Below are 16,860 nucleotides of genomic sequence, written 5' to 3'. Positions count from 1 at the left end.
TTCCACTGTTGACTCATCGAAACAAGGAGATCTTCATGTCAGTCGTTTCACTGCGCAAAGCCTCGAAGCTGACGGCTCCGGTTCACTTCCAGGGGGTGGTCGCCGCATTGCTGCCGGATGGACGTGTCACCGTCGACGACGAGCAGGGTGCTGCCTGGGTTTGCCGGCGCGCGGCGAGCTGCCTGCTCAAACCGGCCAGCGGCGATACCGTGCTGGTGTCCGGTCCCGACAGCGCGCGGGCCTACCTGATCGCCGTGATCGAGCAGGCCGATGCGTCGTCAAGCTGCATCGAGGCGGCGGGCGACGTCACCTTCGCGTCGACTGGCAACGGCCGGGTGACCATCGCGAGTGCCTCGGAGCTCAGCCTTCGCGCGGACAAGCGCTTCGTGCTCAAGACCGAAGAGAGCGAGTGCGACATCGGTGAACTGCGGCTGGTGACGCGCTCCGTGCAGGCCGCGGCCGGCAGCGTCCGGCTGGTCGGCAAGGTATTCGAGACCGTGGCCGATCGCATCGTGCAGATGGCGCGTCAGACGCTGCGCCTGACGGATGAAGTCGACCAGGTGCGTGCGGGCCACATGGACTACAAGGCCAGCGAGACGGTGCGCATTCATGGCCACCACACGGTGGTCACCGGCCAGGAGCTGGTGAAGGTGGACGCGGCTCAGATCCACATGGGCTGAGAGAGGAGCTACCAGATGTTTGCCAACTGTCAGCTCATGGGAATGGACATGGCATTCCCCGACGTCTGCAAGTCGCCGGTGCCCATTCCATACCCGAACATGGCCATGGGGCCGATGGCTGTTCCGAATGCCTGGAACATCCTCTTCATGGCGATGCCGGCACACAACATGGCGACGACCACGCCCATCACCCTGGGGGATCAGCCTGGGGCACTGGGCGGCGTCGTGTCGCAGACGTTCATGCAGCAATCGCGTCATGTGACAGGCGCGTTCACCGTGCTTCTCAAGGGCACGCCGGCCACGCGGGTCACCAGCATCACGGTGCAGAACCGTTGCAACATCGTCGGCATGCGCGTCGTGCCGAGCCAGTTCAAGGTGCTGATGCTGGCGCCCTGAGGGCGCGTCGATTCAGGCCGTCCCCGCCAGCGTCACCTGCTGCGGCGACCCCACCCACACCGCCAGCGCCGAGTAGTTGTCGCGGGACTTGTCGGCCTTGGCCTCGGCCGCGCGGCGCAGCAGCGCGAGCCACTCTTCCGCGCTGTCGGCCAGCTGCAGCGATCGCTCCATCACCTGCTGCGAGATGAGCTGCCAGAGCCCGTCGGTGCACAGAAGAAACGCATCGCCATCGGCCAGCCGCTGCGGCGTCGACACCGAGGTCTCCGCCGTCGCACGCGCGCCGAGCGCGCGGTACAGCAGGTTGCTCTTCACCAGGCGCTCGCCACCATTCGCGCCCTGGCCCGCGGCGGCTTCGCCTGAGCGTTCGGACAGGCTGTGGTCTTCGGTGCGTTGCATCAGCGCGCCGCGGCGGAACCAGTAGAGGCGGCTGTCGCCGACGTGGGCCCAGCAGGCTTCGCCGGTGGCGCGGTCGACGAACAGCGAGACGATGGTCGCGCTCATTCGGCTCTGGTCGGCCAGCTCGCGCTGCTTGGCGAGCACGGCGTCGTTGGCCTCCTTCACCGCATGGCGGATGTCGTCGGCGGCGACGGACGGGTGGTCGACAAAAGTGTTGAGCGCGGTGTCGACCACGATGCGCGAGGCCAGCTCGCCGCCCGCGTGGCCGCCGACGCCATCGCTCACGACGAAGCAGGCGTTGCGTTCGTCCAGGTGATAACCGATGGCGTCCTGGTTGCCGCTGCGTTCGCCCACGCACGAGAACTGCGAGGTCGAGATAGGCACGGCGAAGGCGTGGGTGGCTTCAAGCACGGCGCGCCTCCTTCAAGCGTTCCATCTCGCGGTCGTAGGCCTGCTGGAAGGCGCGGCCGAAGACGGCCTGGAAGTCGTCCTCGACGGCGGCGGTGGTGCTGGCGTGCAACTGCTTCAGCTGGCGCCACAGCCGCGCTTCGCGACCGCCGGGTAGAAACTTCTCGCCGAGCCCGCCGTCGTGCGGCGTGGCCTTGTCGAGGCCGCCCGGATCGAAGCGATGCAAGAGCGTGAGCAGTGCGGCGCGCATGCCGGCGACCATGCCGAGCTGGTGCGACTGCAGGTCGCCCAGCGCATCGTGCACGGCGGCCTCGGGCGTGAGAAAGCCGGGCATGCGCGCGCCGAACATCTGCATCAGCACGGCGCGGCCGTTGGGCAGGATCTTGAAGGGGTTGTTCTCTTCATCCACGATCATGGTGATCTCGGCGCGCACCTCGCGCTTGAGCATCGCGCGCGACGACAGCAGCTCGATGGTGCCGTCGGTGAAGGCGCGCATCAGCCGGCCGAGGTGGCGCATCGCCTCGGCATCGAGCGGCTGCTGGCCCGCGATCTCGGGCACGCCGGCGCCTTCGAGAAACGCCTTGAACAGGTCGTCGCCGGAAGAGGGTGAACGTGGTGAGGTCGGCGCTGGCGCAGCGACTGCCGCGATTGGCAAGGCAGGCGGCGCTTCTTCAGGCACGGCCGGTTCGGTCACTGCGACGGGAATCTCCGGCGCTGCGACAACGACAGGCTCCTCTTCAACAGGCGCAGCCTCTTCCACAGGCTCCGGCACGGCGACCGATGGCGCAACCGCCACCGGCTGCGGCGGATTGAACTGCGAGGTCATCTCGCGCGCATGGTTCGCGAGGCTGTGGCCCGAGGACGCGGCCGGCGGCCGTGCGATCAGGTCGATGGCCGGGTGCACGTCGTCGAGCGGGTTGTCCTGCGTCAGCGCCGTGGGGCGCGGGTCGGACAGCGGCGAGGGCGCATCGCGGTCTTCGGCGAAGAAGGAGAGCGGGTCCATGCTGCGCTTGAGCGCGAGGTCCGACAGCCCCTGCGTCGCCTGCGGGTCCAGCCCGGCGAGCGGATCGACGGGGTTGCGCTGCGCCTGCGAGGGCAGGGCGAAGGGCTCGTGCGCCAGCGGGTCGGGCATCGGTGCCGCCGCATCATCGGCACGGCGCGGTGCGTTCGCGAGGATGGCGTCCCAGTCAGCGGCCGACGGCATCTGCGCGGAGACCTGCGTGGTCGTGGAAGGCGCTGCCGCAGAGGAAGAGAAAGGCGGCGGTGGCGGCGGTGCAGGCAGCGGCGCAGGGGCCGGCGCATTCACCGGCGGCGGCGCGAAGGTCGGCATCGTGACCGTCGTCTCGGGCGGTGCATCGCCCAGCGGCAGAGCGCCTTCGCCGAACAGGTCCGCAAAGACATCGGAGGCCGGTGCTGCAGTGGGCAGCAGCGCGCTGATCGACGGGGCCGATGCGAGGTTCGATGCCACAGGCGGAGCAGACACCAACTGCGACAGCGGCGGCTCCGTGATCGGTGCGGCCGGTGGCTCCGTGAGTGGCTCGGTGATGGGCGCCTCGGCGATCGCAGGCGGAGGTGCCTGGCTTGCACTCGCGGCTTCGAGCACGTAGCTGCCGATGGTCACGCGGTCGCCCAGCGCGACGCGCGATTCTTCTTCGTGGCGCAGCGTGCGTCCGTTCACGCTGATCGGCAGCACCGCACTCATGTTGCGCACCACGGCGGCGCCGTCGTCGTCGAAGCGCACGGTGGCCTGCAGGCGCGAGATCTGCCGGTGTTCGTCGGGCAGCACGAGGTGGTTGTCGGGGCTGCGGCCGATGGTGCCGCCCGGGGCGGCGAGCAGCGCCGAGGGCCCCGAGGCCACGGGCATGCCGCCGTGTTCAATCACTGTCCAGCGCATGGCATCTCCATGTTCGTCGCGGTGGGCGCGAGCGTGCCCGGGCGCGGCCGTGGCCGGCCGCGTGTCATCCGCGCTTCATCTTCTTCGCGGCCTCGAACGCGGGGCCCCACACGGGGTGGGTGCGTTCCGCGACGTTCAGGTCGAAGCTCGGGAACACATCGAGGAGCTTGCGGAATTGCGTGCGGCATTCCGCGATCTGGTTGTTCACGCAGTAGCTGAAGGCTTCGAGCTTGAGTGCGGCGAGCCGCGTCGCGGGCTCGGCCCCGTCGAACACCGACACGCCGCCGCTCTTCAAGGTGGAGATGGCCTTGGCGTAGTCGCCCGCATCGTAGGCCTGCTGCGCGCGTTCGAGCGTGGTGCGTGCCACTTGCTGGCTCAGGCGTTCGGGTTGCTGTGAGGCATCCGGGGTGCTCTGGCAGCCGCTCAACAGCGCAAGCATGAAGGCAAAAGACAGAACAGGCAGGCAAGACTTCAATCTTTTCTCCTACTTCGCGAGAGGCAATGCGTGAGAGAGGGCGTGCTGTTGCATCACGATGCAACAGCACGCAATGCACACCGTGCGCGTGCATGGTTTCGATAATATAGATCGCGAAGCTTTCAGGGAGATCTCATGCATCGACGGACCTTGATTCAAGGCGCATTGGCCACATCGCCGTTGCTCGCAGGCCTCGCTGGTTGCGCATCGACCGCGAAGTCGATGCCCACGCCGTATGCCATCACCGTGCGCATCGACGACGGCGTGAATCCCGATGGTCGCGGCCAGGCCGCACCGATTCTCGTGAAGGTCTTCGAACTGAAATCTTCCGGCAACTTTGAAACGGCAGACTACTTCGCGCTGCAGGACCGCGACCGCGAGACGCTCATGACCGAGCTCGTGAATGCGGACCAGGCCATCTTGCGCAGCGGCGAGGAACGCGTGTTCAAGCGCGAGGCCGGACTCGACTCGCGCGCCATCGGCGTGATCGCCGGCTATCGCAAGCTGGAAGCGGCGCGGTGGCGCATCGTGTTGCCGTTGAAGGAGCCGAAACAAACGAATCTTTACAAGGTGTGGCAGTTTTCGCCGAGCGAGCAGAGCGTGCGCATCGCGGTGCGCAAGAGCGGCCTCGAACTGCTACCAAGTCGTTAAGTTTCAACGCGCGCTAATACGAAAGTGCGGCGCATTCGCCTCTGAAAAGGCATGCAAAACGCAAGAGGCGCCGTGTAGCATCAGACGCGAAAGAAGATCGAGCGGGGAGCCGCTGTACAGCGCATTTCCCGCCTCCGTGTGAGCACTCCAGGAGGTTCTTTGGTGACAGTTCGCAACGCGGGCGCAGCCGGTCAGGGCGCCCAATCTCAGGCATTGGCGAATCGCGTGGTGTGGTCCGAAGGCATGTACCTGCGGCCCCAGCACTTCCAGCAGATGGAGCGCTATGTCGAGCAGTACGTCACTCGCCGCACCGCGGGCATGCAGGGTGCCTACTGGGGATGGCTGCACCTGGACATCGACCGCGATGCCTTCGCGCTCGGGCGCGTGTCGCTGCTCGGCGGCGCGGGCGTGCTGCCCGACGGCACGCCGTTCTCGTTCGGCCTCGAAGACGCACCCATGCCCTTCGACGTACCCACCGACCTCACCGACGAACTCATCGTGCTCGCACTGCCGCTGCGCAGGCCCGGCAGCGAAGAGGTGATCTTCTCGGAAGACGAAGGCTCGGCCGCGCGCTTCGGCGTGGTCGAGCGCGAAGTGGCCGACGGCAACGCGGTGGCGCTCGGCCCCGCGGTGCTGCAGCTGGCGAAGCCGCGCCTGCGGCTGGCGCGCGCGTCGTCGCTCACGGCCGAGTGGCAGGCCATCGGTGCGGTGCGCGTGATCGAGCGGCGCACCGACCACAAGCTGGTGGTCGATGCCAACTACATCCCGCCGGTGCTCGATGCCTCGGCGCACCCGATGCTGCGCAGCATGACGGCCGAGCTGCACGGCCTGCTCACGCAGCGCTCCGAGGCATTGGCCTCGCGGCTGTCGCAGCCGGGGCGCGGCGGCGTGAGCGAGGTCTCCGACTTCCTGCTGCTGGAGCTGGTCAACCGCTACCTCGCGCTCACCTGGCATGCGCAGCAGGCGGTGCAGGTGCACCCCGAGACGCTGTTTGTCGACTGGCTCAAGCTGGCCTGCGACCTGGCCACGCACACCTCGCCCACGCGCCGTCCGGTGGTGTGGCCGGTGTACGACCACGACAACCTCAACGAGAGCATCCGCCCGTTGATGGAAGAGCTGCGGCGTTCGCTGTCGGCGGTGCTCGAGCAGAGCGCCATCGCCATCGAACTCGAAGAGCGCAGCCACGGCGTGCGCGTGGGCCGCATGCCCGACCCGGTGCTGGTGCGCAACGCGGCCTTCGTGCTCGCGGTGCATGCCGACCTGCCGGCCGATGCCGTGCAGCAGCGCTTTCCGACGCAGGTCAAGATCGGCTCGGTCGAGCGCATCCGCGACCTCGTGCAGCTGCAGCTGCCCGGCGTGGTCGTGCGCTCGCTGCCGGTGGCGCCGCGCCAGATCCCGTACCACGCGGGCTACCACTACTTCGAACTCGACAAGGGCGGCGACATGTGGCGCCAGCTCGAGAAATCGGGCGGCGTCGCCATGCACCTGGCCGGCGACTTTCCGGGGCTCGCCATGGAGTTCTGGGCCATCCGTCCGTGAGGGACCCTATGAACGGTGCCAATGACATGGCCGTCGGCCCGGGTGGCTTCGTGCCGCCCAATCCAGGCGGCGGCGCGACCACGCACAGCGGCCCGGGGCCGCAACCCCAGCAGCAACCCCAGCCCGATGCCTTCACCGCGTGGCACGACGCGCGGCGCCCGCATGCGGGCGACACGGCGCTGGCGGGCAACAACCCGCTGGTGGCGGCGGCCAACCCGCTGCTCGACCTGATCCCGCAGATCCGCGCCACCGGCCACCACCCGTCGCCCGCGCAACTGCGCGAGCACCTGGTCGACGAGGTGCGTCGTTTCGAGACGCGCGCGCAGCAGGCGGGCATCGCGCCCGAAGTGATCATCGGCGCGCGCTACTGCCTGTGCACCGCGGTCGACGAGGCCGCGGCGCTCACGCCGTGGGGCGGCAGCATCTGGTCGTCGCAGAGCCTGCTCGTGATGTTCCACAACGAGACCTGGGGCGGCGAGAAGTTCTTCCAGCTGCTGTCGCGCCTGGTGCAGAACCCGCAGCAGCACCTGCACCTCATCGAGCTCATCTACTTCTGCCTGGCGATGGGCTTCGAGGGGCGCTTTCGCGTCATCGACAACGGGCGCTCGCAACTCGAGACGCTCAAGCAGCGGCTGCTGCAGATCATCCGGCAGGCGCGCGGCGAAATCGCGGTGCCGCTGTCGCCGCACTGGCAGGACGCGAGCGCGCCCGTGCGCCGCACGCGCCACTGGCTGCCGGTGTGGGCCGTGGGCGCGGTGGCGGCGGTGCTGCTGGTGCTGGTGTTCGCGGTGCTCACCTTCAACCTCGCGGGCCATTCCGACGGCGCCTTCTCGGCCGTGAACGCGGTGCGCCTGCCGCAGACGCAGCGCGCGGTGGCGGTGCCCGCGGCGCAGCCGCGCCTGCAGCGCTTTCTCGAGCCCGAGATCCGCGACGGCCTGCTCACGGTGCGCGACGAGGCCGACCGCAGCGTGGTGGTGCTGCGCGGCGACGGCCTGTTCGCCTCGGGTTCCGACCGCGTGCTCGACCGCTACGCGCCGGTGCTCGCGCGCGTGGCCGACGCGCTCAACGCGGTGGAAGGCAACGTGCTGGTCAGCGGCTTCAGCGACGACCAGCCGATCCGCAGCGTGCGCTTCCCGTCCAACTGGCAGCTCTCGCAGGCGCGCGCCGATGCGGTGAAAGCCATGATCGCCACGCGCCTGAGCCGGCCCGAGCGGCTGCGCGCCGAAGGCCGCGGCGACGCCGATCCGCTGGTGCCCAACGACTCGGCGGCCAACCGCGCGCGCAACCGGCGTGTCGAGGTGACGCTGCTGGTGGCGCCGGTGGCGGGCGTGCCGGTGCCGGGGTCTGCGCCGCAACCCCGGCAGCAACCACCACAAGGAGGAACCCGCTGATGCTGCGCGCGCTCTTCCGTTTTCTCGTCAGCCGCGACCTCTGGGTCTTCTTCGGGCTGGTCGCACTCGCGTTCCTGATCTGGGTCATCGGCCCGGTGATCGCCGTGGGCCGCTACCGGCCGCTCGAAGGCGAGTTCGTGCGCATCGTGGTCATCGCGCTGATGTTCGGCGTGTGGCTGGTGCGCGTGGCCTACCGCAAGTGGCGCGAGCGCCGCCTGAACGCGCAGCTGCTGCACCAGCTGCGCACGCCGTCGCCCAAGGCGAAGGAAGCCAAGCCCGAAGAGGCGCCCGAGATCAAGGAGCTGCACAGCGGCTTTGCCGACGCCACCGCGGTGCTGAAGAACATGCGCTTCGGCCCGGGCCCCGGCGGCAAGGCGGCCGGGCGCTTCGCGCTGTTCGACCGGCAGTACCTCTACCAGCTGCCCTGGTACATCTTCATCGGCGCGCCGGGCTCGGGCAAGACCACGGCGCTGGTCAACTCCGACCTTGACTTTCCGCTCGCCGACCAGCTCGGCAAGGCCGCGGTGCGCGGCATCGGCGGCACGCGCAACTGCGACTGGTGGTTCACCAACGAGGCCGTGCTCATCGACACGGCCGGGCGCTACACCACGCACGAGAGCCACCGCGAGACCGACGAGGGCGAGTGGAAGGGCTTCATCGAGCTGCTCAAGAAGTTCCGGCCGCGCCAGCCGATCAACGGCGCGATCCTCACCATCAGCATCGCCGACCTGCCGCTGGCCGACGACGCGCAGCGCGCGCGCCACGCCATGGCCTTGCGCAAGCGGCTGCTCGAGCTGCGCAACGACCTGGGCATCAACTTCCCGGTGTACGTGCTGGTCACCAAGACCGACCTGCTGGCCGGCTTCAACGAGTACTTCGGCTCGCTGGGCCGCGCCGAGCGCCAGCAGGTGTGGGGCTTCACCTTTCCCATCGAGGGCAACCCCGCCGACCCGGCCAAGGCCGACCTGCGCGAGCGCTTTCACCAGGAATACAAGCTGCTGCACCAGCACCTGGACGAGCGCCTGCCCGAGCTGATGGCGACCGAGCCCGACCCGATGCGGCGCGCGCAGGCCTACCTGCTGCCGCAGCAGTTCGCGAGCTTCGAGGACATCCTGGGCACCTTCCTGGCCGACGTGTTCAACCCGTCGAAGTTCGAGGTGGCGCCGCTGCTGCGCGGCGTGTACTTCACCAGCGGCACGCAGGAGGGCACGGCCTTCGACCGCGTGATGGGCGCCATCAAGCGCTACCTGCAGGTGAACGCGCCGCCCGCGCCGCCGCCGGGCCCGGGCAAGAGCTACTTCCTGAAAGAGCTGCTGCAGCAGGTGATCTTCCGCGACGCGGGCGTGGCCGGCACCAACCTGCGCTGGTACCGCCGGCGCCGCGCCATCGACCTGGCGGGCTACGCGCTGGTCGGCGTGCTCGCGGTGGTGCTGCTGGGCGCATGGGCCAACAGCTGGCGCCACAACAAGGCCTACGTGGCCGAGGTGGACGGCAACGCCAAGGCCTTCAACAAGGCCGCCGCGCGCGGCGAGCTGCCGACGGTGGTCGATTCGAGCGGCGACATCGCGAGCTCACTGCTCATCCTCGACCGCCTGCGCGACCTGCCGAAATCGGCCGAGTTCGACATCGGCGATCCGCCCGTGGGCTACCGCTTCGGCCTCTACCAGGGCGAGAAGCTGCAGGCCGCGACCGACGGCGTGTACCAGCGCGCGTTGGAGACGGTGCTGCTGCCGCAGGCCGCGCAACGCGTGGAGCAGTCGCTGCGCGAGGCCGCGAAGCTCGATGCCGAATACAGCTACGAGGCGCTCAAGGCCTACCTCATGCTGTACGACCCCGAGCGCTACGACGCCGACTTTCTGCAGGCCTGGCTGCTGACCGACGTCGACCGCAAGATCGGCGCCTCGCTCACGCGCGAGCAGCGCACGAACCTCGAAGCGCACCTGAAGACGCTGTTCGCCGACCGCGTCGTGAGCTCGCCCTTCACCAAGGACGACAAGCTCATCGCGCAGACGCGCGAGCGCCTGGCCGGCGTGCCGCTGGCGCAGCGCTCGTACGCGCGGCTGCGCCGCATCCTCCTGCAGACCAGCGCGCCCAACGCCTTCACCATCGCCGAGGCGGGCGGCGCGGAGTCGGCGCTGGTGATCCGGCGCGCCAGCGGCAAGCCGCTGACCGACGGCATTCCCACGCTCTTCACCTACCGCGGCTACTGGGACATCTTCGACAAGCGCATGGCCGAGACCACGCTGGCGCTGGAGCAGGAAGACCGCTGGGTGCTGCAGATCCGCGCGCCGGGCATCGCCGACATCACCTCGCGCGAGCTGCTGCTGCGCGAGGTGCGGCGCCTGTACCTCAGCGACTACATCCGCACCTGGGACGAGTACCTGGCCGACATCCGGCTGGCCGAGAGCAAGTCGCTGCTGCAGAGCATCCAGATGACGCGCGTGCTGTCGACCGGCGAGTCGCCGATGTCGCGCCTCATCCGCGGCGCGGCGCGCGAGACCGACCTGCTGCGCAACCACGACGAGGCCACACGCAGCCTGCTCGACCAGGCACAGAACCGCGTGACCAGCACACGCGAGCGCATCGAGCAGCTCATCGGCCAGCCCGACGGCAGCCAGCGCCGCAACACCGCGCCCGACCGGCCCGAGTCGCTGGTCGACAACCACTTCGCGCCGCTGCGGCGCATGGTGACCGCGCCCAAGGCCGGCGGCCAGACGCCGCTGGACCAGACGGCCGCGCTCATCAACGAGCTGTACACCTTCCTCACCGCCACCGACACCGCGCTGCGCAGCGGCAACATCCCGCCGCCCGGCGACGCCGTGACCAAGCTGCAGGCCGAAGCAGGGCGCCTGCCGGTGCCGTTCCAGGGCATGCTGAACGACCTGTCGGCCACCGCGTCGTCGAAGGCCGCGGCGGTGACGCGACAGAACATCGGCCAGAACGCGGCCGCCACCATCGGGCAGTTCTGCGGCCAGGCGATCGCGGGGCGCTATCCGTTCGCGCGCGGCTCCAACCGCGACGTGGCGGCCGGCGACTTCGCGCAGCTGTTCGCGCCCGGCGGGATGATGGACGACTTCTTCCAGAAGAACCTCGCCTCGCAGGTCGACACCTCGGTCAACCCGTGGACCTTCAAGCGCGGCGTGGACGGCAGCGCGTCGGGGCGCTCGGCCTACCTCGATGCGTTCCAGAAGGCGCAGGCGATCCGCGACGTGTTCTTCACGGGCATGGCGGGCGGGCGCACGCCCTCGTTCACGCTCGACATCCGGCCCGAGGACATGGACGCCACGCTCACGCAGTTCACGCTGGACATCGACGGCCAGACGGTGCGCTACGCCCACGGCCCGCAGGCGCCCAGCAGCATCAAGTGGCCCGGCCCGCGCAACAGCAACCAGGTGCGGCTGCAGGTCACGGTGGCCAACGGCACGCCGGCCGGCGGCATCGTGACCGAAGGGCCGTGGGCGCTGCACCGGCTGTTCGACAAGGCCTCGATCTCGTCGGGGCGCACGCCCGAGTCGTTCAACGCGACCTTCGACCTGCAAGGCAAGAAGGTGGTGCTCGCGGTGACGGCCAACAGCGTCTACAACCCGCTGCGGCTGTCGCAGATGAACAGCTTCTCCTGCCCCGGGAAATCCTAGGATGACGCCTCCCCCGCACGCCTGGTCGCCGCTCGACGAGCAGATCGGCTGGTACGGCAAGCTGCCGTCGGCCGGCGACTTTCTCTACCGCCGCATGCCGCGCGAGCTGCAGGCCTGGTGGGACCGCTGGATGCAGAACGGCCTGGGCAGCTTCAAGCGCTGGCCCGACGCCATGACGCGCCACTACGCGGTGGCCCCGGTCTGGAACTTCGCCATCCCCGCGACGCACGGCGTGAACGCGGTGCAGCTGGGCTGCATCGCGCCCAGCTGCGACCGCGTGGGCCGCTACTACCCGGCCTGCGTGGCGCTGCAGGTGGACGCGGCGCGCTACCACCCCGCGCTGCTCGAAGGCTCGGCCGCGTGGTACTGGCAGTGCGGCAGCGCGCTGCTGCAGGCCATCCGCCACGGCGTGGCGCCCGACCTCTTCGACGGCCAGGTGCTGGCCGCGGGGCGCACGGGGTTTCGCACGGCCAGCGGCGGCTCGGACGACATCCTCTCGATCCTCGGCGCGGCCGCCGGCCCTGCCAACGGTGCGCGCGGCGCGAGCGCGCAGCAGCGCCTGGGCTGGCCCGAACTGCCGCTGTGCTTCGACCCCTTCGGCGGCACCAGCTACTGGTGGACCAACCAGGCCGACGGCTCGCCGCTGCGCACCGCGGCGCACGGCGGCGGGCTCAACACGCCGCTGTTTTCCCAGTTGTTTTCGCAAGGCCACGTGCCATGGGCCTGACGCGCCCGACCCACCCGCAGGAAGAAGAGACACCCCATGACGACGCCCGCCAGCCCTAGCGCGACGCCCGACCCGCAGGAGGAGCGCCCCCATCCCCTCGGCACGGGCCACCGGCTCGACGAGTTCGAGTTGCTCGAAGTCATCGGCGAGGGCGGCTTCGGCATCGTCTACCGCGCCTACGACCACTCGCTGCAGCGCGAGGTGGCGGTCAAGGAATACATGCCCTCGATGCTCGCGCGCCGCGTGGGCGACAACAGCGTGCACGTGCGCTCCGAGCGGCTCACCGCCACCTTCGCAGCGGGGCTGCGCAGCTTCATCAACGAGGCGCGCACGCTGGCGCAGTTCAGCCACCCGGCGCTGGTGCGGGTGCATCGCTTCTGGGAGGCCAACTCCACCGCCTACATGGCGATCCAGCTGTACAAGGGCCGCACGCTGCGCCAGCTGGCCGAGAGCGAGCCGGCCACGCTGACCGAGTCCTGGCTGCTGGGCATGCTGGGGCCGCTGCTGGGCGCGCTCGACACGCTGCACCACAGCCAGTGCTTCCACCGCGACATCGCGCCCGACAACATCTTCATCCAGCAGCAGGACGACCGCCCGGTGCTGCTGGACTTCGGCGCCGCGCGCAAGTCGATTGCCGACCTGGTCGACGAGGTCGCGGTGATGGTGAAGTCGGGCTACTCGCCGATCGAGCAGTACGCCGACGACAACACGCTGCTGCAGGGCGCGTGGACCGACCTCTATGCGCTGGGTGCCGTGCTGTACCGCGCGGTGACCGGCCATCCGCCGCCCTCGGCCGTGGTGCGCAGCGTGCAGGACGCCTACGTGCCGCTGTCGTCGATGGACCGCGACGACCTGAGCCCGGCCTTCTGCGCCGCGGTGGACCACACGCTGGCCGTGCACAGCAAGGACCGCACGCAGACGGTGGCGGCCTTTGCGGCGGAGCTGGGGCTGGTGAAGCTGGGTGACCTGTACGTGGTGGACCGGGCGGCGCCGCCGGCTGCGGTGGTTGCTGCTGCTGCCGTGCCCGTCGCGGCGCCCGTGCCGCAGGAGCCGCCCGCGCCGGAGCCGGTGGAGGACGCACCACCGCCCGCGCCCGAGGTGCAGCCCGTGCCCGTGGAAGCGGCGACCGCGCGCGTGCAGGCACCACCGCCGCCTGCGCCGCCGTCGCCTGTCGCACGACCGAAGAAGGCATCGAAGCGCCCGCCGTGGTTCCTTGTCGGCGCGCTGGTGCTGGCGCTGTTCGCGGTCGGCGGCTGGATCGGTTGGCGGCTGACGGCCAAGGCACCGTCCGATCCGATGATTGCGGCTGCGCCGCCGCCGGGCACGCCGATGTCCGATCCGGGCGCACCCCCGGCCGCGATGCCGCCGGCCGGCGCGACCTCCGATGCGCCGCCGGCGTCCGCGCCCGCCGCATCGGCCAGCGCCCCGCTGAGCCCGCTCGACAACGTGCCCATCGCCGCCGCGCCCACGCCGCCTGCTGCGCCGCCGGCCGAGCCCGAGGCACAGCCCGCACCGCCCGCACAACCGGCCCAACCCGAAGCGCCGCCGCCCCCCGACCCCGCCGTGGTCGCCGAGGTGGAAGACTGGAACCTGGCCCAGGCCGAGAACACCCGCGAAGGCTACGAGGCCTACCTGCGGCGCCACCGCCGCGGCCTGCATGCGCGCGAGGCGCGCAACGCCATCGCCCAGCTCAACCGGCAGTCACCGCCGCCACCCGCCGCGGGCAGCACGAACCCCGTGCCGACCGTGATCGCGGGCGCACCGCCGGCCCCGCCACCGCCGCCGGCCGCGGCGCCCGGCATGGGGCGTGTGCAGTTCAACATCCGGCCCTGGGGCCAGGTCTTCGTCGACGGCGCCGACCGCGGCGTGAGCCCGCCGCTCAAGTCGCTGCCGCTGCGCCCCGGCATCTACACCATCGAAGTACGCAACGGCGACCTCACGGCCTACCGCCAGCGCGTGACGGTGCAGGACAGCAAGTCCGCACCGGTGGTGAGCCACGAGTTCAAGTAAGAGGGCGGCGCGTCAGGGCGTGCCGGTGCGCAATGCGCGGCGGTACTGCACCGCCTCCGCCACGTGCGCCGCCTGCACGGCGTCCTGCCCCGCGAGGTCGGCGATGGTGCGTGCCACCTTCAGTGCGCGGTGCGTGCTGCGCGCCGACCAGCCCAGCCGCGCGGCCGCCTGCTGCAGCAGCTGGCGGGCGGGGCCGTCGAGCACGGCGTGCGTGTCGATCGCGCGGCCCTGCAGCGCCTGGTTCGCATGGCCCTGGCGTTGCAGCGCGCGGTCGCGTGCGCCCACCACGCGCGCGCGGATGCTGTCGGTCGATTCGCCCGCCGGCGCATCGAGCAGCTGCGGCGCCGACACGGCCGCCACCTCGATGTGCAGGTCGATGCGGTCCAGCAGCGGGCCGCTGAGCTTGCCCTGGTAGCGCGCGACGCGCTCGGGCGTGCAGCGGCAGGGCTTCAGCGTGGAGCCGAGGTAGCCGCAGGGGCAGGGGTTCATCGCGGCGATGAGCTGGAAGCGCGCCGGAAACTCCGCGCGCCGGGCGGCGCGGGTGATCGTGATGGTGCCGGTCTCCAGCGGCTCGCGCAGCGCTTCGAGGGCGGCGCGCGTGAACTCGGGGAATTCGTCCAAAAACAGAACGCCGTGGTGCGCGCGCGAGATCTCGCCCGGCCGGGGCGGCGAGCCGCCGCCCACCAGCGCCACCGCGCTCGCCGTGTGGTGCGGCGTGGCCGTCGGCCGGCTCATCCAGCGCTCGGGCGCCAGCCGGCCGTCGAGGCTGGCGATGGCCGCGCTTTCCAGCGCCTCGTCCACGTTCATCGGCGGCAGCAGGCCGGCGAAGCGGTGTGCCAGCATCGACTTGCCCGAGCCCGGCTCGCCCACCATGAGCAGGCTGTGGCCACCGGCCGCGGCGATCTCGAGCGCGCGCTTGGCGCCGGTGTGGCCCTTGACGTCGGCCAGGTCGGCATAGCGCGGGGCGCCGTCGCCGGACGCGGCGCGCACGCGGGTCCAGCCGTCGTCGCTCGCATCGACCGGCCCGCCGCCGCTGGCGACGAACTGGCGCACCACGTCGAGCAGGTGCTTGGCGCCGTACACCTGCGCGCCGGGCACCAGCGCGGCCTCCTGGGCGCTGTCCAGGGGCAGCACCAGCCGCACAGTCGTGCCTTGCGTGTAGGTGGCCACGGCCATCGCGAGCGCGCCACGCACGGGGCGCAGTTCGCCCGACAGCGACAGCTCGCCGGCGAACTCATGGCCGGCCAGCCGGGCGTTCTCGATCTGCCCGCTGGCCGCGAGGATGCCCAGGGCAATGGGCAGGTCGAAGCGGCCCGAATCCTTCGGCAGGTCGGCCGGGGCGAGGTTGACGACGATCTTCTTGTTGGTCGGAAATTCGAGCCCGGCGTTCTGGATCGCCGAGCGCACGCGTTCGCGCGCCTCCTTGACCTCGGTCTCGGCCAGCCCGACCAGCGTGAAGCTCGGCAGGCCGTTCGCCAGATGCACCTCGACCGTGACGGCGGCGGCCTCCAGGCCGAGCAAGGCGCGGCTTTGCACCAAAGACAGACTCATTTTTCTCCCTTTCCCCAAGTTGGTGCGCCTGCGACGTGCAAGCCCAGGACCGTGCAGCGTGCAAGCGTGTGCAACTGCCGGAAACAGGGCTTGTAACGATTTGGCGCTCATCGCCGGACACCTGCGCCCTCTGGCCGGGGCGGTATTCGTGCAGTTTGGCACGCTCCCTGCTTTGAGGGTGCTCAGGTCCAACAACACACTTGCGAGGAGTTCCCTGATGACGCACCGTACCGCCGCCCAGGCGTTGATCGTTCTGGCCACTGCACTGACCGCCTCGGGCGCCGCCATGGCCCAGGCCGCCGACGCCGCCGCTCCGGCGCCCGCGCCCCTGCTCACGGGCAATGTCTCGCTGACCACGAACTACAAGTTCCGCGGCCAGGACCAGGACATGATCGGCAAGAACGACTACGCCAAGACCAAGGGCTTCAAGCCCGCCATCCAGGGCGGCTTCGACTACGCCTTCGGCGACAGCGGCTTCTACATCGGCAACTGGAACTCCAGCGTCAACTGGCTCAAGGGCAACAGCATCGAGAGCGACCTGTACGGCGGCTACAAGTTCAAGGCCGGCCCGGTCGACATGGACGTGGGCGCGCTCACCTACATCTACCCGGGCAACTCGGTGGGCAACACCACCGAGCTGTACGTGGGCGCCACCTACGCCAACGACAGCTTCGGCTCGTTCACGGCCAAGTACTCGCACACGGTGTCCAAGGACTACTTCGGCTACGCCGGCGCCAAGACGGGCTCGGGCCTGAAGGGCCGCAACACCGGCTACCTGAACCTGGCCTACAGCAAGGAGATCGTGCCCAAGGTCACGCTCAAGGCCGCCGTCGGCTTCACCAACATGTCCAGCGACATCCGCAGCCTGGGCTACAAGAGCTACGTGGACTACAACATCGGCGCCACCTACGACTTCGGCAGCGGCCTGACGCTCACCGGCTCGGTGCAGGGCGCCAACAAGAAGTCCAACTACCAGGTCGTGGCCTACCCGGGCATCGAGATCCCCGACTTCGGCACCTTCGGCACCACCTACTACTCGCCCAACAAGGCACGCTTCATCCTCACGCTGACGAAGACGCTGTAATCGACACAACAACCAGGCGCGGC

13 protein-coding genes are annotated in these 16,860 nt (G+C 69.9%); 9 read left to right on the top strand and 4 right to left on the bottom strand.

What is annotated here, in order from left to right; genetic code table 11:
- The first annotated feature begins 35 nt into the window (after window positions 1–35).
- Window positions 36–680: a DUF3540 domain-containing protein gene (locus AC1RL8_RS27295; RefSeq protein WP_492687220.1), complete on the top strand. Its 645-nt coding sequence runs from the start codon at window positions 36–38 to the stop codon at window positions 678–680.
- Between the two features lie 15 nt (window positions 681–695).
- Window positions 696–1,076 carry a DUF4150 domain-containing protein gene (locus AC1RL8_RS27290; RefSeq protein ID WP_492687221.1) on the top strand — a complete coding sequence of 127 codons (381 nt, stop codon included), beginning with the start codon at window positions 696–698 and terminating at the stop codon, window positions 1,074–1,076.
- Window positions 1,077–1,088: 12 nt separating this feature from the next.
- Here AC1RL8_RS27290 and AC1RL8_RS27285 read toward each other — a convergent pair whose 3' ends face one another.
- The 3 genes from AC1RL8_RS27285 to AC1RL8_RS27275 form a co-directional block, all read right to left on the bottom strand.
- Window positions 1,089–1,883, bottom strand: coding sequence for a PP2C family protein-serine/threonine phosphatase (locus AC1RL8_RS27285; RefSeq protein WP_492687222.1), 795 nt, complete (start codon window positions 1,881–1,883; stop codon window positions 1,089–1,091).
- On the bottom strand, window positions 1,876–3,774 hold the full coding sequence (tagH, locus tag AC1RL8_RS27280; RefSeq protein ID WP_492687223.1) for a type VI secretion system-associated FHA domain protein TagH: 1,899 nt from the start codon (window positions 3,772–3,774) through the stop codon (window positions 1,876–1,878). Before tagH ends, AC1RL8_RS27285 begins: the two co-directional genes overlap by 8 nt.
- Before the next feature lie 64 nt (window positions 3,775–3,838).
- A complete protein-coding gene (locus AC1RL8_RS27275; RefSeq protein WP_223301458.1) occupies window positions 3,839–4,213 on the bottom strand; it encodes a TssQ family T6SS-associated lipoprotein in 375 nt (124 codons plus the stop codon).
- A gap of 171 nt (window positions 4,214–4,384) precedes the next feature.
- Between AC1RL8_RS27275 and tssJ the strand changes: the two genes are divergently transcribed.
- The 6 genes from tssJ to AC1RL8_RS27245 all read left to right on the top strand — a co-directional run bounded on the left by tssJ (window position 4,385) and on the right by AC1RL8_RS27245 (window position 14,202).
- On the top strand, window positions 4,385–4,900 hold the full coding sequence (tssJ, locus tag AC1RL8_RS27270; protein ID WP_062473939.1) for a type VI secretion system lipoprotein TssJ: 516 nt from the start codon (window positions 4,385–4,387) through the stop codon (window positions 4,898–4,900).
- Window positions 4,901–5,143: 243 nt separating this feature from the next.
- Window positions 5,144–6,439 carry a type VI secretion system baseplate subunit TssK gene (gene tssK, locus AC1RL8_RS27265; protein WP_235926916.1) on the top strand — a complete coding sequence of 432 codons (1,296 nt, stop codon included), beginning with the start codon at window positions 5,144–5,146 and terminating at the stop codon, window positions 6,437–6,439.
- An 8-nt stretch (window positions 6,440–6,447) separates the two neighbouring features.
- Entirely contained in the window at window positions 6,448–7,830 is a 1,383-nt protein-coding gene (locus tag AC1RL8_RS27260; RefSeq protein ID WP_492687224.1) for a DotU family type VI secretion system protein, read from the top strand.
- Window positions 7,830–11,465 (top strand): type VI secretion system membrane subunit TssM, encoded by a 3,636-nt coding sequence (tssM, locus tag AC1RL8_RS27255; protein ID WP_492687225.1) that lies wholly within the window; start codon window positions 7,830–7,832, stop codon window positions 11,463–11,465. The genes AC1RL8_RS27260 and tssM overlap by 1 nt, the downstream gene beginning before the upstream one ends.
- A 1-nt stretch (window position 11,466) precedes the next feature.
- The gene (gene tagF / locus AC1RL8_RS27250) at window positions 11,467–12,192 is read left to right on the top strand and encodes a type VI secretion system-associated protein TagF (protein ID WP_062473933.1); all 726 of its coding nucleotides are present in this window, start codon (window positions 11,467–11,469) and stop codon (window positions 12,190–12,192) included.
- Window positions 12,193–12,228: 36 nt separating this feature from the next.
- Entirely contained in the window at window positions 12,229–14,202 is a 1,974-nt protein-coding gene (locus AC1RL8_RS27245; RefSeq protein WP_492687226.1) for a serine/threonine-protein kinase, read from the top strand.
- A gap of 12 nt (window positions 14,203–14,214) precedes the next feature.
- On the opposite strand, the gene AC1RL8_RS27240 is transcribed toward AC1RL8_RS27245, so the two are convergent.
- Window positions 14,215–15,753: a YifB family Mg chelatase-like AAA ATPase gene (locus tag AC1RL8_RS27240; RefSeq protein WP_492687227.1), complete on the bottom strand. Its 1,539-nt coding sequence runs from the start codon at window positions 15,751–15,753 to the stop codon at window positions 14,215–14,217.
- Window positions 15,754–15,970: 217 nt separating this feature from the next.
- Here AC1RL8_RS27240 and AC1RL8_RS27235 point away from each other — a divergent pair, with 217 nt between their 5' ends.
- Window positions 15,971–16,837 carry a TorF family putative porin gene (locus tag AC1RL8_RS27235; RefSeq protein WP_062482029.1) on the top strand — a complete coding sequence of 289 codons (867 nt, stop codon included), beginning with the start codon at window positions 15,971–15,973 and terminating at the stop codon, window positions 16,835–16,837.
- Window positions 16,838–16,860: the final 23 nt, after the last annotated feature.

The organism is Variovorax sp. GW822-FHT04E09, assembly GCF_058800845.1.
This window is presented reverse-complemented; position numbering and strand designations above follow the sequence as displayed.